The following is a 14956-nucleotide window of genomic DNA, read 5'->3' on the forward strand; positions in this document are numbered from 1 at the left end:
GCCCGCTCCCACATTTGTAATGGGGACACCTTGAAAATGAAGCGTCTACTCGGCCTCTGCGCCCTGTTCTCCCTGCTCACCGGCTGCGCCAGTGGCCTGGTCGACCCCAACGGCTACGACGAAACCGGCACCGCGTCCTACTACGGCGCCAAGCACCACGGCAAGAAAACCGCCAGCGGTGAACCCTTCAACCAACACGCCCTGACCGCCGCCCACCGGCGCCTGCCATTCGGCACGCGGGTGCAGGTCACCAACCTGGCCAATGACAAATCCGTGGTGGTGCGCATCAATGATCGCGGCCCGCATACCCGTGGCCGGCTGATCGATCTTTCACGCAAGGCTGCCGAGCAGTTGGGTATGCTGCGCAGCGGAACCGCGCGCGTGCGCGTGCAAGCCCTGAGCAACTGACTGACGGAGCCCTGACCATTTTCGGATTAAGCGCCCTTTCGCCCATCAGCCTGATTGAACTGATCGGCGGCCTGTTGCTGCTGATTGCCGGCGCCCAAGTGCTGGTACGCGCCGCCGTGCGCCTGGCCGCCAGCCTCAAGGTCAGGCCGCTGATCATTGGCTTGAGTATCGTGGCCTTTGGCAGCAGCGCGCCGCAAATCGCCGTCAGCCTGCAGGCCACCCTGGCCGGCAATACCGATATTGCCGTGGGCAGCGTGATCGGCAGCAGCATCTTCAATATCCTCGTGACCCTGGGCCTGTCGGCGCTGATCATTCCCCTGCGCGTGTCGCGGCAACTGGTGCGCCTGGATATCCCGGTGATGATCGGCGCCAGCCTGCTGCTGTTTATTCTCGCCAGCGATGAACAACTGACTCCCATTGACGGCCTGACCTTGCTCGCGGCCCTGCTCGCTTACCTCGGCCTGTTGCTGTACCAGACCCGCCATTCACGCCGCCCACGCACCCGGGCCACGGTCGTGCAGGCGCCCTGGTTAAGCAGTTTGCTATGGATGCTCGGCGGGCTCGTGCTGCTGGTGCTCGCCGGGCATCTGGTGCTGGGAGCCGCAGTGGAGGTGGCCAGCGACCTGGGCCTGTCCGAGCGGGTGATCGGCCTGACCATCGTCGCCGTCAGCACCTCCCTGCCGTGCCTCGCCACCTCGCTGATTGCCGCCCTGCGCGGCGAACGGGAAATTGCGGTGGGCAACGTGATCGGCAGCAACCTGTTCAACCTGTTGGGGGTACTGGGCTTTACCGCGCTGGTGGCGCCGTCGCCCTTGTCGGTGTCGCCCAACGCCCTGGATTTCGACCTGCCGGTAATGCTCGGGGTTGTCGCGTTGTGCCTGCCGGTGTTCTACACCGGCTACCGCATCACCCGCGCCGAAGGCTTGCTGCTGCTGGGACTGTACCTGGCGTACGGGCTGCATGTGGTGTCCTTCACCACCGGCATGCCGCTGGCCAACAAGCTGGAACAACTGATGCTGTATTACGTCCTGCCAGCGCTGGTGGCTTTCCTGCTGCTCACCTCGCTGCGAGCCTGGCGCCGCCAACACCACAAGAGGGAATCGCAATGACCGATCAACCGAAATCCGGCGTGCAAATGCGTCGCCAGGTCATGGGTGATGTATTTGTCGACCGCGCCTTGGGCAATGCCACCGAATTCACCCAGCCGTTGCAGGACTTCGTCAACGAACATGCCTGGGGCGGGGTGTGGAACCGTGAAGGCCTACCGCTGAAGACCCGCAGCCTGATCACCCTCGCGGCCTTGACCGCCTTGAAGTGCCCGCAGGAACTCAAGGGCCATGTACGCGGCGCGCTGAACAATGGCTGTACCGTCGAAGAAATTCGCGAGGCGCTGCTGCACTGCGCGGTGTATGCCGGCGTGCCGGCGGCGATTGATGCGTTTCGGGCGGCGCAGGAAGTGATTGAGGCGTATCAGCCGGCCCCGCAGTGACTGTTAGATTGCTATCGCGGGCAAGCCCGCTCCCACACTTGAAGGTGTTCACCGCTCAAAAATGTGGGAGCGGGCTTGCCCGCGATTGGCCCTGAAGAACACTACTGATTTCAGATCCAGCCACCCGCCTGCAACACGAAAATCCCGATATTGGTGGTCAGCGCCGCCATCAGTGTGGTGATCACGATAATCGCCGCCGCCAACTCATGGTTGCCCTGGGCCGCACGGGCCATGACAAAACTGGCAGCGGCCGTCGGCGCGCCGAAATACAAAAACAGGATCCCCAATTCCGGCCCGCGGAACCCGTACAGCCACGCGCCGGCAGTCGCCAACAGGGGCAGCCAGATCATCTTCATCAGGCTGGCACTCAGGGCAATGTCGCCGCTTTTACGCAGGGCAGCCATGGACAAGGTGCCGCCGATGCAGATCAACGCCAATGGCAATGTGGTATCTGCCAGGTATTGCCCGGACTTTTCCAGCCAGCCAGGCAAGCCAATCTGGAAATACGCGAAGGGCGTGGCCGCAATCACGCTGATGATCAATGGGTTGGCCAGCACGCTTTTGCAGATACTCCACGGATCGGACTTGATCACCGGGCTGTAGACCGCCAGCACGATGGTCGACAAGGTGTTGTAGAACAGGATCACCAGGGCGGCGAGGATCGCGCCAAGGGAAATCCCGTAGTCGCCGTACATACTGGCCGCCAGTGCCAGGCCAATCACCCCGTTGTTACCGCGAAACGCACCCTGGGCATAAATGCCCCGGTCCTCACGCGGGCAACGGAAAATCGCCCAGCCCCAGGCCAGGGCAAAGCCGACCAACGTCGCAACAGAGAAATAGATCAGCAGGGCGGGCTTGAGCGCCGAATGCAGGTCGGCGTGCAGAATCCCCAGAAACAGCAACGCCGGCATGGTGACGTTGAACACCAGGGCCGATGCAGTGTGGATAAAGTTGTCGTTGATCCAGTTGATGCGCTTGAGCAAGGCCCCCAGGAACAGCATGGCAAACACCGGGGCGGTGATGGTCAGGGTTTGCAGGAAGATTGCCAGCATGCCGGGGAGAACCTTGGGTGAGCGTCGGTAGGTGGCTAATGATAAGCCATACAGCCAAGCGCCGCCTGAGAGAGCGCTTTCGCGAGCAAGCCCGCTCCCACATTTTGACCGTATTCCTACAGGGTAGACGCGGTCGAATGCAGGCATCTCGAGGTCATTTTTAGCAAGCGCCTTGACGTAGGAAATTATTCCTCTACTCTCTCAATAACTGTATATACATACAGTTATCAAGGAAGATTCCTACGACATAGCAAGGAGCTAACATGTCAGAACTTGAATCGGTCATTACCCGTAAACCCCTCCCCTCCCTGCGCTTTGAAGGCGGCGAGCACACCGCCATTGGCGATGACACCCAGCTGCGTTTCGTGCAGGGCGCACCCTCTATTCCGGGCGCGCAAGTCCAGCTTCACCTGCCCAACGGCCTGGCCCTGACCTATGGCCAGATCATCTCCCTGGGCGGTGACTTCTACGGGATTCCCGGCCAACCCATCAGTGACGGTGCATCACCCGCCAAGCGCGTGCAGCGTTTCACCGCCGCCTTCAACTCGCTGGCAACTTTGCCTGCGTCGCGCGAGGAAGCGGGCAAAATCCTCGCGGTGATGCAAAAGGAGATCAACGCGGTGAAGCAGGCCATCCAGGAGGGCAAGCAGCCTCATGAGGCCTATGACGCCCTAGGAGATACGTTGTCCGAAGAGTGGAACCGCATCACCGGCGGCGGTAGCGTCGTTTCCGCGATGGTTCCGTTGGGGCGCTACCTGAAGCTGGCGGCCGACAATGCCGACCATTTTGGCGAATGGGCACTGTCTGCCTATCTGGCCGGGCATACCGCCGCCCTGCAACAAGCGGTGGTAGCTCACCAAAGCGGCAGTGGCCAGCAACTGGAGCTGGCTTATGCCATGAACAGCTTTGCTGATCACTTCTTGACCGACCTGTTTTCCGCCGGGCACCTGCGCGTGCCGCGCAAGCAACTGGCCGCGGTGGTGACACCGGGTGAACTGGGGTCGTTGATCAGTCGCTTTATGCATGATGAAGACAGCAAGTTCGGGCTCAATGTACGCAATGCCCTGGGCGACCAATGGCATGCCTATGGCGACAAGCGCTATTTCGATAGCAACGACGCCGCCAACCGCACCCAGGTCAAACGTGCGGTGCAGGCTTCGGCTGATGAGATTTTCGAGGCGTATACCAGCGGTATCGCGCCCTCCCCGGCCACGTTCAAGGCACCGCTGCATGTGCCGGACCTGAATGCGGCGAACAATCCGGCAAATAACTTTTCGCCGCTGTTCAAGGCCGAGGGCGACAAGGTGTTGCGGCGCAAGGACGTCAACAACCTGAATGACAAGCAGTGGACCAATGATTGGTGGGGGTGGAGTACGTATCTGTTGCTTAAGGACTACACGCCGAACACCCCGCAGCCCTAACTAAACAACAGGAAAACAGGCGCGACGAACTCCATACCGTTCGTCGCTACTGTTAATTCTGACAGTAGCCCATTTTTGCCCCCCCTCCTACCGTGCAGTTGATCCCCAGAAACCAGCTGAGCCTGCATCCAGGTGCGCTGGCAGGCCGGGAATCCCGCTACAACTTTTTAATTTTTATTGAGGTGCACTATGGCGAACAAAGTAAAAGTTGGAATTGCCCACAAGAAGGGGGAAAAGCGTCATTTCGAGAGCGATTGTAGCTGCCTTCCCAATATTGGTGACGAAATAGTGGATCCTATCGCGGGCTTGGTAATCGTCCGGCGCAAGATTTGGAATTTCGACGACCCGGATGCCAACCTTGTTACTTTTGATACAGAAGCGTCCCCATATCCCCCCATTTAAATAATCTGGTCCCTGCTTACCCCCGCTGCGCCTGCGCCTCTTCATGAGCCTGGCGCCAGCGCTCGCGGCTATTGGTCAAATACAGCCGCATCGCCGCCCGCGCCGCCTCTGAATCCTGGCAGGCAATCGCCTCATCAATCTCTTCGTGCTCGCGGCTCAGGCGGCTTATGTAATGCTGCAGGTCAGCATGGGCCAGTTGTACAACCATCGTTCTGCCGGCCTTTCCCGTGCTTTAAATCGCGCAAAAAAATACCCCGGCCAAGGCCGAGGCACTTTCAACACTCACCCGTAGGCTTGTGTTCCGTTACTTCACCACTTTCAAGCTCGGCCGGCCGCTAGGGCGCGGTGGCTCGGAATCAGGTGGCGGCAGGTCATCTTCAATGTCGATCGCTTCGTCGTCTTCAAGGGACGACTCCAGATCAAACACCATGCCCTGGCCATTCTCCCGGGCATAAATGCCCAGGATCGCGCCGATGGGCACATAGAGCGTATGGGGTACCCCACCAAAACGCCCTTCAAAGCTGACCGCTTCATTGTCCATGTGCAGTTGACGCACGGCACTGGGCGAAACGTTCAGGACAATCTGCCCGTCACTGGCAAAACCTTGTGGCACCTGCACCGCAGGGAACTCGGAATTGACCAGCATGTGCGGGGTGCAATCGTTGTCCACAATCCACTCGTAGAGCGCGCGGACCAGGTAAGGTCGACTGGAGTTCATCAACGGCTCCTTAAGCCTTAGCGCATATCGCGTTCGACGCCAGACAGACTTGCCTGGAAAGCCTCACGCGCAAACTGGCGCTCCATGTAATCAAGCAGCGGCTTGGCAGGCCGCGGCAGTTCAATGCCCAGAATCGGCAAACGCCAGAGTATGGGTAATAGGCAGCAATCCACCAGGCTTTGTTCCTCGCTGAGGAAAAAAGGTTTATCGGCGAACAATGGAGAAACGCCGGTCAGGCTCTCGCGCAATTCCTTACGCGCCTGCACACGGGCAGCTTCTTTGCTGCGTGTATCCAGAATCAGATCCACCAGCCCACACCAGTCGCGCTGGATCCGATGGATCAGCAGGCGGCTGTTGGCACGCGCCACCGGATACACCGGCAGCAAAGGTGGATGGGGGTAACGCTCATCCAGGTATTCCATCACCACGGTTGACTCCCACAACGCCAGGTCACGATCGACCAGGGTGGGCAAGCTGCCGTAAGGGTTCACTTCGATCAGTTTCGGTGGATGACGTCCCACCTCCACACTGATGATCTCGGCGCTGACACCCTTCTCTGCGAGCACGATGCGTACTCGGTGGGAATAGTGGTCGGCGGGGTCGGAGTAACAGGCCAACCGGTTGGTCACGCCCATGGCGGTCCTCCTCGCTTGTTGAAATTATCGAAAGCTCAAAAACGAGCGCGCCCAGAGGGCATCTCTCGTAACACCTGGATCAACCAGAGCGTTACCCGTTCAGAGACGTCGCTGGGCGCGCAAGATTAACAGCAATTGCCTAAGGTTGGATCAATGCACATCCTTCCAGTATTCACGCTTGAGCAAATAAGCGAATACGAAGAAGAAAGCCAGGTACAACAACACATAGGTGCCGATGCGCTGGTGTTCCAGTTTGACCGGGTTGGCGGAGTACGCCAGGAAGGTCACCAGGTTCTTGACCTTCTCGTCGAACTGCTCCTCGTTCAGCGCGCCGCTCTTGGGCACGATGGTCAGTTGATCACAGGCCTCATGGGTCAACGGCGTGCCGGTCAGTGGGTCGTATTGCTTCTTGCCGTTTTCAACGACTTGAACCTGTTTGCAGCCTACCACCTGGCGCCCTTGCAGGCCGACCAGCACGTTAGGCATACCCACGTTAGGGAAGACCTTGTTGTTCACGCCCCAGGGGCGCGTAGGGTCTTCGTAGAACGACTTCAGGTAGCCATACAGCCAGTCGGTGCCACGGACGCGCGCCACCAGGGTCAGGTCAGGCGGTGCAGCCCCGAACCAGGCCTTGGCATCGGCCGGTTGCATGCCGATGTTCATGTGGTCGCCAATCTTGGCACCGGTGAACACCAGGTTGCTGAGCATCAGGTCGTGAGGGATGCCCAGGTCATCGGCAACGCGCTCGTAACGCTGGAACTTGGCGCTGTGGCAGCCCATGCAGTAGTTGGCGAACGTACGGGCGCCGTCTTGCATGGCAGCCTTGTCAGAAACGTCAATGTCGACTTTTTCCAGCTCGGCGCCTGCACCGGACGCCAGGGACAGGGCCGGCAGGGCAGCAAGAATCAATGCAGCGAATAATTTTTTCATCAGCCAGTCACCCTTTCCGGAACCGGTTTTGTCTTCTCGAGCCGGGTGTAGAACGGCATCAGAATGAAGTAGGCGAAGTACAGGAAGGTGCAGACCTGCGACAGCAACGTACGGCCAGGGGTCGGCGCCAGTACGCCCAGCACGCCCAGGATCACGAACGAAATGCAGAACACCCACAGCCAGATCTTGCTCAGCCAGCCCTTGTAGCGCATGGACTTGACCGGGCTACGATCGAGCCACGGCAGCACAAACAGCACGGCAATGGCTGCCCCCATGGCAATGACGCCCATGAGCTTGTCGGGGATCGCCCGCAAAATGGCGTAGAACGGCGTGAAGTACCAGACCGGGGCAATGTGTTCCGGGGTCTTGAACGCGTTGGCCTGCTCGAAGTTAGGTTTTTCGAGGAAATAGCCACCCATTTCCGGGAAGAAGAACACGATCGAGCAGAAGACGAACAGGAACACCACCACGCCGACGATATCTTTCACGGTGTAGTAAGGGTGGAATGGAATGCCGTCCAGCGGAATGCCGTTCTCGTCCTTGTGCTTCTTGATGTCCACGCCGTCCGGGTTGTTTGAACCCACTTCGTGCAGCGCCAGGATGTGCAGTACCACCAGGCCGAGAATCACGATCGGCAAGGCCACCACATGCAAGGCAAAGAAGCGGTTCAGGGTGATGCCCGAAATCAGGTAGTCACCACGGATCCACTGGGTCAGGTCGTTGCCGATGACCGGGATCGCGCCAAACAGTGAGATGATCACCTGGGCCCCCCAGTACGACATCTGGCCCCACGGCAGCAGGTAGCCCATGAAGGCCTCTGCCATCAGCGCCAGGTAGATCAGCATGCCGAACACCCACACCAGCTCACGCGGCTTCTGGTACGAGCCGTAGAGCAAGCCACGGAACATGTGCAGATAGACCACGATGAAGAACGCCGAAGCGCCAGTGGAGTGCAGCAGGCGCAGGATCGAGCCGTACTCGACGTCGCGCATGATGTATTCGACGGAGGCAAACGCTTCTTCCGCCGACGGGGTGTAGCTCATGGTCAGCCAGACACCGGTAACGATCTGGTTGACCAGAACCAGCAATGCGAGGGAGCCAAAGAAATAGAAGAAGTTGAAGTTCTTCGGCGCGTAATACTTGCTGAGATGGTCTTCCCACATTTTGGTGGCGGGGAAGCGCGCATCCACCCAATCCATGAACTTGCTCATTACGCGCTCTCCTTATCGACACCAATGACAATAACGTCGTCAGATTCGTAGTTGTGCGGCGGAACCGGCAGGTTCAACGGGGCAGGCTGAGACTTGTAGACGCGACCGGCCAGGTCGTAGTGGGAACCGTGGCAAGGGCAGAAATAGCCGCCAACCCAGTCCTTGCCCAAGTCCACTGGCGCGACTTCCGGGCGGAAGGTCGGCGAGCAGCCCAGGTGGGTGCAAAGACCGACCAGCAGCAGAATCTCTGGCTTGATCGAACGCGCTTCGTTTTGGGCGTAGGCGGGCTGGTCGGAATTCTTGGACTCGGGGTCAGACAACTGGCCCTCGATCTTCTTCAGATTCCCCAGGATTTCCTCGGTACGACGAACGATGAATACTGGCTGGCCGCGCCACTCAGCAATCATCTGCTGGCCTGGCTCGATCTTGCTGACATTCACCTTCACCGGTGCACCTGCGGCTTTCGCCTTGGCACTGGGAAACCATGACCCCACGAACGGGACCGCAGCCCCCACCGCTCCTGCAGCACCCACCACGGATGTGGCTGCTACCAAGAAGCGACGCCGGCCTGCATTCACGCCGTCATTGCTCATTCAGTCCTCTCCCATCAGCTTTTTGGCCTGTTAAATCAGGCGTCTACTAAGTATTAAATCTGAACTTATAAAAATTTTGCCGAATGGTAATGAAAAGCCCCACCTCTGACAAGGTAATTACCCGCAGCCTAGCCTCCAAGCCTTGTAGTATAGGGGGTCTACGGATGTGGCAAGTTGTCACACAGAAAAAACCTACATAAAACACGGACCATAAAAAACGCCCAGCTCCGTGAGGAGGCTGGGCGTTTTTGTGGAACGTAAAGCGAATTAACGCTTCGAGTACTGCGGACGCTTACGCGCTTTACGCAGACCGACTTTCTTACGTTCAACTTCACGGGCATCACGAGTCACGAAGCCAGCTTTGCGCAGAGCGCCGCGCAGGGTTTCGTCGTACTGCATCAGAGCGCGAGTGATACCGTGGCGGATTGCGCCAGCCTGACCACTTACACCGCCACCGATAACGGTGACGTAGATGTCGAACTTTTCAACGGTCTCGGTCAGTTCCAGCGGCTGACGAACTACCATGCGGGCAGTTTCGCGGCCGAAGAAGTTGTCCAGAGTGCGGTTGTTGATCGAGATGTTACCAGTGCCCGGACGCAGGAAAACGCGTGCGGTTGCGGTTTTGCGACGGCCAGTGCCGTAATTTTGAGTCGCCGACATAATGAACTATTCCGTTAAAACTTCAGTTCTTGGGGCTGCTGAGCAGCATGAGGGTGAGCAGCGCCCGCATAGACTTTCAGCTTGCGATACATGTCGCGACCCAGTGGGCCCTTCGGCAGCATACCTTTAACCGCGATCTCGATCGGGGCTTCAGGCTTCTTGGCAATCAGGCCTTCAAAGTTCGAAGACTTGATACCGCCTGGGAAACCGGAGTGACGGTAGTACATTTTGTCGCTTGCTTTGTTGCCGGTTACACGAACCTGCTCGGCGTTGATGATTACGATGTAGTCACCGGTATCAACGTGAGGGGTGTACTCAGGCTTGTGCTTGCCACGCAGACGGCTGGCGACTTCAGTGGCCAGACGACCCAGGGTCTGACCAGCGGCGTCGACGACAAACCAGTCGCGCTGAACTGTTTCCGGTTTTGCAGTAAAAGTTGTCATTCTTTAATAGCCTCAGGGGCCGCCCTGTAAATTAGACGGCGGATCTTACTGAATAGTGCGTACTTTGACAAGTCAAAGGCAGCCGGATACAGACGCTATCGGGGGCTCGGGTCAGCGCGTCCGTTCAACGGCAAGATTCTTCGGCAGGCGGCGCATCACTTCCACTGCAGAAAGAGGTGGGCAATTATGCAGATTGCGAAAAAAAATTCAACCTGCTTTTATGATTGTTTTCCCCAAAGGAGTACCCGATGGATTATCGAAAGCTGGGCCGGACCGATCTGAACGTGAGCGCGATCTGCCTCGGGACCATGACCTGGGGCGAGCAAAACACCGAGGCAGAGGCCTTCGCCCAGATTGAGCGGGCCAAAGGCGCAGGGATCAACTTCCTCGATACCGCAGAAATGTACCCGGTGCCGCCCAAGGCCGATACCTACGCCACCACCGAGCGCTACATCGGCAATTACTTCAAGAGCCGTGGCGACCGCGCCGACTGGATCCTCGCCAGCAAGATCGCCGGGCCCGGCAACACCATCGACTATATCCGCGACGGCCAGCTCAAGCACAACCGCAAGCACATCGTCGACGCGCTGGACGCCAGCCTCAAGCGCCTGCAGACCGACTGGATCGACCTGTACCAGTTGCACTGGCCGGAGCGCAGCACCAACTTCTTCGGGCAACTGAGCTACAAGCACCAGGAAGAGCCCGACCTGACGCCACTGGAAGAAACCCTCGAGGCCCTCGACGAGCAGGTCAAGGCCGGCAAGATCCGCCATATCGGCCTGTCCAATGAAACGCCGTGGGGCACCATGAAGTTCCTGGCGCTGGCCGAGGCCCGTGGCTGGACCCGCGCGGTGTCGATCCAGAACCCCTACAACCTGCTCAATCGCAGCTTTGAAGTGGGCCTGGCAGAGATCGCCATCCGTGAGCAGTGTGGCTTGCTGGCCTATTCACCCCTGGCGTTCGGCATGCTCAGCGGCAAGTACGAAGGCGGCGCACGGCCGGCCAAGGGGCGCCTGAGCCTGTACAGCCGCTTCAGCCGCTACTTCAACCCACAATCGGAAGCCGCGTGCAGCCGCTATGTGGCCCTGGCCCGCGAGCACAGCCTGGACCCGGCGCAGATGGCCCTGGCGTTTGTGACGCAACAGCCATTCGTGACCAGCAATATCATCGGGGCGACGACGCTTGCGCAGCTGGACAGCAATATCGCCAGTGCCGGGCTGAAGCTGTCGAAAGAGGTGTTGGAGGGGATTGAGGCGATTCAGAAGGATCATCCGAACCCTGCGCCTTGATTGACCTTTAGGCCGCCATCGCGGGCAAGCCCGCTCCCACATTTGAATGTATTCACAGATCAAAGGTGGGAGCGGGCTTGCCCGCGATGGGGCCCTCAAAAGCACCAGAGATTCAAAGCGCCCGCGCAATGATCTCCTTCATGATCTCATTGGTCCCCGCATAAATGCGCTGCACCCGCGCATCCGCCCAGGCCCGGGCGATTGGGTATTCCCACATATAGCCGTAGCCGCCGTGCAACTGCACACACTCGTCGAGCACCTTGCATTGCAGGTCAGTGGTCCAGTATTTGGCCATCGCCGCCGTGGGCACATCCAGCTTGCCTTGCAGGTGCTGCTCCAGGCACTTGTCGACAAAGACCCGGCCGATCTGCACCTCGGTGGCAATCTCCGCCAGCTTGAAGCGGGTGTTCTGGAAGTCGGCAATCGCCTTGCCAAACGCTTTGCGCTCGCGGGTGTAGTCCAGGGTCCATTGCAACGCCGCTTCGGCCGAGGCCAGGGCGCCAATCGCCACGGTCAGGCGCTCCTGGGGCAGCTCCTGCATCAGGTAGGCAAAGCCCATCCCGGCCTGGCCCAGCAGGTTCTCCTTGGGCACCCGCACGTCCTGGAAGAACAGCTCGGAGGTGTCCTGGGCTTTCATCCCCACCTTCTCCAGGCGCTTGCCCTTGTCAAAGCCCGGGGTATCGGCCTCGACTAGGAACAGGCTGGTGCCCTTGGCGCCGGCCTTGGGGTCGGTCTTGGCGACCACGATCACCAGGTCCGCCAGGAAACCATTGGTAATAAAAGTCTTGGAGCCGTTGATCACGTACTCATCGCCATCCAGCACGGCGGTGGTCTTGACCCCTTGCAGGTCCGACCCGGCCCCCGGCTCGGTCATGGCAATGGCCGTGACCATCTCCCCGGAAACGAGCTTGGGCAGGTACTTGTGCTTCAGCGTCTCGCTGCCGTAATGCAGGATATACGGCGCAACAATGTCCGAATGCAGGGAGAAGCCGATCCCGGTCAGGCCCAGGCGGCCGATCTCTTCGATCACCACGGTGCTGTAGAGAAAGTCCGCACCCAGGCCACCGTATTCTTCCGGCAGGTGCGAGCACAGCATCCCCGCCTCCCCCGCCTTGCTCCACAGGGCACGATCAATATGGCCCTGCTTTTCCCATTGCGCATGGAACGGCACCGCGTCTTTTTCGAGGAAGGTGCGCACGCTCTGGCGGAAGAGTTCGTGCTCGGAGCTGAACAAGGTTCTGGGAATCATGGGGCACCTGCGTCGATGGTCAGACAAAAACAAGATCACAGAGCCTAAGCTGCACGGCTGTCACAGGACACTGGACACATGCGACAAAAAATAAGACGATCCAGCCGTTAGTTGACCACTTTCCCCTATAAGAATAATCGAAATTATGTCTAGCCTTGTCTCCACGCCCCTGCGGCGCGTCAGCATTTTGGCCATTGATCGGGTGTTTGCCTCCACCCTCATGCAAGCCAAGGATTTTTTCCACCTCGCCAGCCTGCGTTACGGCAAACAGCAAGGCCTGGGCCTCACGCCGGCCTTTGAAACCCGCCTGGTGAGCCCCGACGGGCAATCGGTCTGCAGCTTCAGCGATGTGATCATGCCGGTGGACGGCGGCCTGGAAAACGCCGACATCATCGTGTTGCCAGCCTTCTGGGATGACTTCGACGCCCTGAGCAAGCGCTACCCGCAGATCCTGCCGTGGCTGCGCGAGCAACATGCGCGTGGCGCGGTGCTATGCGGCGAGGCCACCGGGGTGTTCTGGCTCGCCGAAGCCGGCCTGCTCGATGGCAAGGAGGCGACCACGTACTGGCGCTTCTTCAATGCGTTCAGCGAGCGCTTCCCCAAGGTCCAGCTCAACCAGGACAAGCACCTGACCGACGCCGACAACCTGTACTGCGCCGGCGGCACCACGTCGGCCTGCGACCTCTATATCTATCTGATCGAGCGTTTCTGCGGCGCCAATATCGCCCAGGCCGTGGCCCGCGACATTCTCTACGAAGTGCAGCGCAGCTACGCGCCGGGACGCATCGGCTTTGGTGGGCAGAAGCTGCACCAGGACGTGATCATCCTGCAGATCCAGCATTGGCTCGAAGAGCACTTCGCCGACAAATTCCGCTTTGAAGACGTGGCCCGCGAACACGGGATGAGCATCCGCAACTTTATGCGGCGCTTCCAGACGGCGACCGGCGACAAGCCGCTGCATTACCTGCAACGGCTGCGGATCGAGACGGCCAAGGGCTTGCTGTCGGGCAGCCGCAAGAGCATCAAGACCATCAGCTATGAGGTGGGGTACGACGATGCGAGTTTCTTTGCGCGGCTGTTCAGGCAGCACACGGAGTTATCGCCGAACCAGTATCGCCAGCAGTTCCAGCAGGCCGCCTAACTAAAACCACACACAATCAACTGTGGGAGCTGGCTTGCCTGCGATGGCGGCAAGTCAGTCACTGATGAGCTGGCTGACACACCGCTATCGCAGGCAAGCCAGCTCCCACAATTGATCTTCATTGCTGCCCGGAGCGCATACAAAAAGGCCTGCATCACAGCAGGCCTTTTTGTTAGGGCTTATGCGCCCGTGCCAGGAACTCGTGGGACTGCATCTCCAGCAAGCGGCTCAGGGTTCGTTGGAACTCGAAGTTCAAGCGCCCCCCGGTGTAGAGGTCCTTGAGTTCGACTTCGGCCGAGATGATCAGCTTGACGTTACGGTCATAGAACTCATCGACCATGTTGATAAAGCGCCGGGCGATGTCGTCGGTGGTGACACTCATCTGCTCGACACCGCTGAGGATCACGGCATGGAAGATCTTGCCCAGTTCGATGTAGTCGTTCTGGCTGCGCGGGCCGTCGCACAGTTCGCGGAAGTCGAACCAGGCCACGTCGTCACAGGTACGCAGGGCCATGATCTGGCGATTTTCGATCATCAACTTATCGTTTTCCACGGCCTGGGTGCATTCCGGCGTCAGCGCGCGGAAGCTCTTGCGCAGGCTTTCGTGGGCCGCGTCATCAAGGGGAAAGTGGAACAGCTCCGCCTGTTCGAGGTGGCGCAGGCGGTAATCGACGCCGCTGTCGACGTTGACAATATCGGTGTGCTGCTTGATCAGGGCAATGGCCGGCAGGAAACGCGCACGCTGCAGGCCGTCCTTGTACAGGCCGTCGGGCACGATGTTCGAGGTGGCGACCAGGGTCACGCCGTTCTTGAACAACTCTTCCATCAGGGTGCCGAGAATCATCGCGTCGGTGATATCGGACACGAAGAACTCATCGAAACAGATCACCCGCGCCTCTTGGGAAAAGCGCTTGGCGATGATGGTCAGCGGGTTCTTCTCGCCGTGCAGGGTCTTCATCTCTTCGTGCACGCGCTTCATGAAGCGGTGGAAGTGCGTGCGCGACTTTTCCTTGAACGGCAGCGCTTCAAAGAAGGTATCGACCAGGTAGGTCTTGCCGCGACCCACGCCGCCCCAGAAGTACAGGCCCTTGACCGGCACCTGGTCTTTCTTGCCAAACAGCTTGCTGAGCATCCCTGGCTTGCTCTGGGAGGCGGCGACCAGGTCTTCGTACAGGCGCTGCAAGTGACGCACCGCCGTTTCCTGGGCAGCATCATGAAAGAAGTCGGGGCGTTTCAGATCAGCTTGATATCGTTCTAGGGGCGTCATAATTTCGTTAGCAAGGCAACAAAAACGGGCCGTCACTGTAACGACGGC

Annotated in this window: 17 protein-coding genes and 1 pseudogene; 7 read left to right on the forward strand and 11 right to left on the reverse strand. The window is 59.2% G+C overall.

Features of this window, described 5'->3' with window-relative positions; translation table 11 throughout:
* The first annotated feature begins 36 nt into the window (after positions 1-36).
* From BLL38_RS19840 to BLL38_RS19850, 3 genes are read left to right on the forward strand one after another with little or no spacing between them, the layout of a single operon-like run.
* Positions 37-408 carry a septal ring lytic transglycosylase RlpA family protein gene (locus BLL38_RS19840; protein ID WP_076964020.1) on the forward strand — a complete coding sequence of 124 codons (372 nt, stop codon included), beginning with the start codon at positions 37-39 and terminating at the stop codon, positions 406-408.
* A 59-nt stretch (positions 409-467) separates the two neighbouring features.
* Complete coding sequence (locus BLL38_RS19845; protein WP_169899099.1) at positions 468-1517, forward strand: calcium/sodium antiporter; 1050 nt, start codon at positions 468-470, stop codon at positions 1515-1517.
* Positions 1514-1897: a carboxymuconolactone decarboxylase family protein gene (locus BLL38_RS19850; RefSeq protein ID WP_076964022.1), complete on the forward strand. Its 384-nt coding sequence runs from the start codon at positions 1514-1516 to the stop codon at positions 1895-1897. Before BLL38_RS19845 ends, BLL38_RS19850 begins: the two co-directional genes overlap by 4 nt.
* A 110-nt stretch (positions 1898-2007) precedes the next feature.
* Here the strand turns inward: BLL38_RS19850 and BLL38_RS19855 are convergent, their stop codons facing one another.
* On the reverse strand, positions 2008-2949 hold the full coding sequence (locus BLL38_RS19855; protein ID WP_076964023.1) for an AEC family transporter: 942 nt from the start codon (positions 2947-2949) through the stop codon (positions 2008-2010).
* A 263-nt stretch (positions 2950-3212) separates the two neighbouring features.
* Here BLL38_RS19855 and BLL38_RS19860 point away from each other — a divergent pair, with 263 nt between their 5' ends.
* Together BLL38_RS19860 and BLL38_RS19865 are read left to right on the forward strand one after the other, a co-directional pair.
* The gene (locus BLL38_RS19860) at positions 3213-4370 is read left to right on the forward strand and encodes a phospholipase (protein ID WP_076964024.1); all 1158 of its coding nucleotides are present in this window, start codon (positions 3213-3215) and stop codon (positions 4368-4370) included.
* Between the two features lie 189 nt (positions 4371-4559).
* Positions 4560-4772 (forward strand): hypothetical protein, encoded by a 213-nt coding sequence (locus tag BLL38_RS19865; protein ID WP_076964025.1) that lies wholly within the window; start codon positions 4560-4562, stop codon positions 4770-4772.
* Positions 4773-4788: 16 nt separating this feature from the next.
* Here BLL38_RS19865 and BLL38_RS19870 read toward each other — a convergent pair.
* From BLL38_RS19870 to rplM, 8 genes and pseudogenes are all read right to left on the reverse strand, one after another.
* A pseudogene (locus tag BLL38_RS19870) lies at positions 4789-4971 on the reverse strand (GntR family transcriptional regulator); the annotation flags it as partial.
* 105 nt (positions 4972-5076) lie between these two features.
* Positions 5077-5490 (reverse strand): ClpXP protease specificity-enhancing factor, encoded by a 414-nt coding sequence (locus tag BLL38_RS19875; protein WP_076964026.1) that lies wholly within the window; start codon positions 5488-5490, stop codon positions 5077-5079.
* A gap of 17 nt (positions 5491-5507) precedes the next feature.
* Positions 5508-6125, reverse strand: a complete 618-nt coding sequence (locus BLL38_RS19880) for a glutathione S-transferase N-terminal domain-containing protein (protein ID WP_027604841.1) — start codon at positions 6123-6125, stop codon at positions 5508-5510.
* A 150-nt stretch (positions 6126-6275) separates the two neighbouring features.
* A complete protein-coding gene (locus BLL38_RS19885) occupies positions 6276-7055 on the reverse strand; it encodes a cytochrome c1 (RefSeq protein ID WP_076964027.1) in 780 nt (259 codons plus the stop codon).
* On the reverse strand, positions 7055-8266 hold the full coding sequence (locus BLL38_RS19890; RefSeq protein ID WP_076964028.1) for a cytochrome b: 1212 nt from the start codon (positions 8264-8266) through the stop codon (positions 7055-7057). Before BLL38_RS19890 ends, BLL38_RS19885 begins: the two co-directional genes overlap by 1 nt.
* The gene (gene petA / locus BLL38_RS19895) at positions 8266-8859 is read right to left on the reverse strand and encodes a ubiquinol-cytochrome c reductase iron-sulfur subunit (RefSeq protein ID WP_076964029.1); all 594 of its coding nucleotides are present in this window, start codon (positions 8857-8859) and stop codon (positions 8266-8268) included. Before petA ends, BLL38_RS19890 begins: the two co-directional genes overlap by 1 nt.
* Positions 8860-9126: 267 nt before the next feature.
* Positions 9127-9519, reverse strand: a complete 393-nt coding sequence (rpsI, locus tag BLL38_RS19900) for a 30S ribosomal protein S9 (protein ID WP_003171743.1) — start codon at positions 9517-9519, stop codon at positions 9127-9129.
* A gap of 14 nt (positions 9520-9533) precedes the next feature.
* Positions 9534-9962 (reverse strand): 50S ribosomal protein L13, encoded by a 429-nt coding sequence (gene rplM, locus BLL38_RS19905; protein ID WP_029291908.1) that lies wholly within the window; start codon positions 9960-9962, stop codon positions 9534-9536.
* A gap of 248 nt (positions 9963-10210) precedes the next feature.
* On the opposite strand from rplM, the gene BLL38_RS19910 reads away from it, so the two are divergent.
* The gene (locus tag BLL38_RS19910) at positions 10211-11251 is read left to right on the forward strand and encodes an NADP(H)-dependent aldo-keto reductase (RefSeq protein WP_076964030.1); all 1041 of its coding nucleotides are present in this window, start codon (positions 10211-10213) and stop codon (positions 11249-11251) included.
* Positions 11252-11363: 112 nt separating this feature from the next.
* On the opposite strand, the gene BLL38_RS19915 is transcribed toward BLL38_RS19910, so the two are convergent.
* The gene (locus BLL38_RS19915; RefSeq protein WP_076964031.1) at positions 11364-12500 is read right to left on the reverse strand and encodes an acyl-CoA dehydrogenase family protein; all 1137 of its coding nucleotides are present in this window, start codon (positions 12498-12500) and stop codon (positions 11364-11366) included.
* 220 nt (positions 12501-12720) lie between these two features.
* Between BLL38_RS19915 and BLL38_RS19920 the strand changes: the two genes are divergently transcribed.
* A complete protein-coding gene (locus BLL38_RS19920) occupies positions 12721-13641 on the forward strand; it encodes a GlxA family transcriptional regulator (protein WP_169866093.1) in 921 nt (306 codons plus the stop codon).
* Positions 13642-13813: 172 nt separating this feature from the next.
* On the opposite strand, the gene zapE is transcribed toward BLL38_RS19920, so the two are convergent.
* Entirely contained in the window at positions 13814-14908 is a 1095-nt protein-coding gene (gene zapE / locus BLL38_RS19925) for a cell division protein ZapE (RefSeq protein ID WP_076964033.1), read from the reverse strand.
* Positions 14909-14956: the final 48 nt, after the last annotated feature.

The sequence above is a fragment of the Pseudomonas gessardii genome (assembly GCF_001983165.1).
Lineage (GTDB): Bacteria > Pseudomonadota > Gammaproteobacteria > Pseudomonadales > Pseudomonadaceae > Aquipseudomonas > Aquipseudomonas gessardii.

Coding starts and splice junctions, on each gene's coding strand:
- BLL38_RS19880 (WP_027604841.1), bottom strand. CDS start 6,125: ATGGGCGTGACCAACCGGTTGGCCTGTTACTCCGACCCCGCCGACCAC.
- BLL38_RS19875 (WP_076964026.1), bottom strand. CDS start 5,490: ATGAACTCCAGTCGACCTTACCTGGTCCGCGCGCTCTACGAGTGGATT.
- BLL38_RS19850 (WP_076964022.1), top strand. CDS start 1,514: ATGACCGATCAACCGAAATCCGGCGTGCAAATGCGTCGCCAGGTCATG.
- rpsI (WP_003171743.1), bottom strand. CDS start 9,519: ATGTCGGCGACTCAAAATTACGGCACTGGCCGTCGCAAAACCGCAACC.
- BLL38_RS19890 (WP_076964028.1), bottom strand. CDS start 8,266: ATGAGCAAGTTCATGGATTGGGTGGATGCGCGCTTCCCCGCCACCAAA.
- BLL38_RS19840 (WP_076964020.1), top strand. CDS start 37: ATGAAGCGTCTACTCGGCCTCTGCGCCCTGTTCTCCCTGCTCACCGGC.
- BLL38_RS19920 (WP_169866093.1), top strand. CDS start 12,721: ATGCAAGCCAAGGATTTTTTCCACCTCGCCAGCCTGCGTTACGGCAAA.
- petA (WP_076964029.1), bottom strand. CDS start 8,859: ATGAGCAATGACGGCGTGAATGCAGGCCGGCGTCGCTTCTTGGTAGCA.
- rplM (WP_029291908.1), bottom strand. CDS start 9,962: ATGACAACTTTTACTGCAAAACCGGAAACAGTTCAGCGCGACTGGTTT.
- BLL38_RS19885 (WP_076964027.1), bottom strand. CDS start 7,055: ATGAAAAAATTATTCGCTGCATTGATTCTTGCTGCCCTGCCGGCCCTG.
- zapE (WP_076964033.1), bottom strand. CDS start 14,908: ATGACGCCCCTAGAACGATATCAAGCTGATCTGAAACGCCCCGACTTC.
- BLL38_RS19860 (WP_076964024.1), top strand. CDS start 3,213: ATGTCAGAACTTGAATCGGTCATTACCCGTAAACCCCTCCCCTCCCTG.
- BLL38_RS19865 (WP_076964025.1), top strand. CDS start 4,560: ATGGCGAACAAAGTAAAAGTTGGAATTGCCCACAAGAAGGGGGAAAAG.
- BLL38_RS19855 (WP_076964023.1), bottom strand. CDS start 2,949: ATGCTGGCAATCTTCCTGCAAACCCTGACCATCACCGCCCCGGTGTTT.
- BLL38_RS19910 (WP_076964030.1), top strand. CDS start 10,211: ATGGATTATCGAAAGCTGGGCCGGACCGATCTGAACGTGAGCGCGATC.
- BLL38_RS19915 (WP_076964031.1), bottom strand. CDS start 12,500: ATGATTCCCAGAACCTTGTTCAGCTCCGAGCACGAACTCTTCCGCCAG.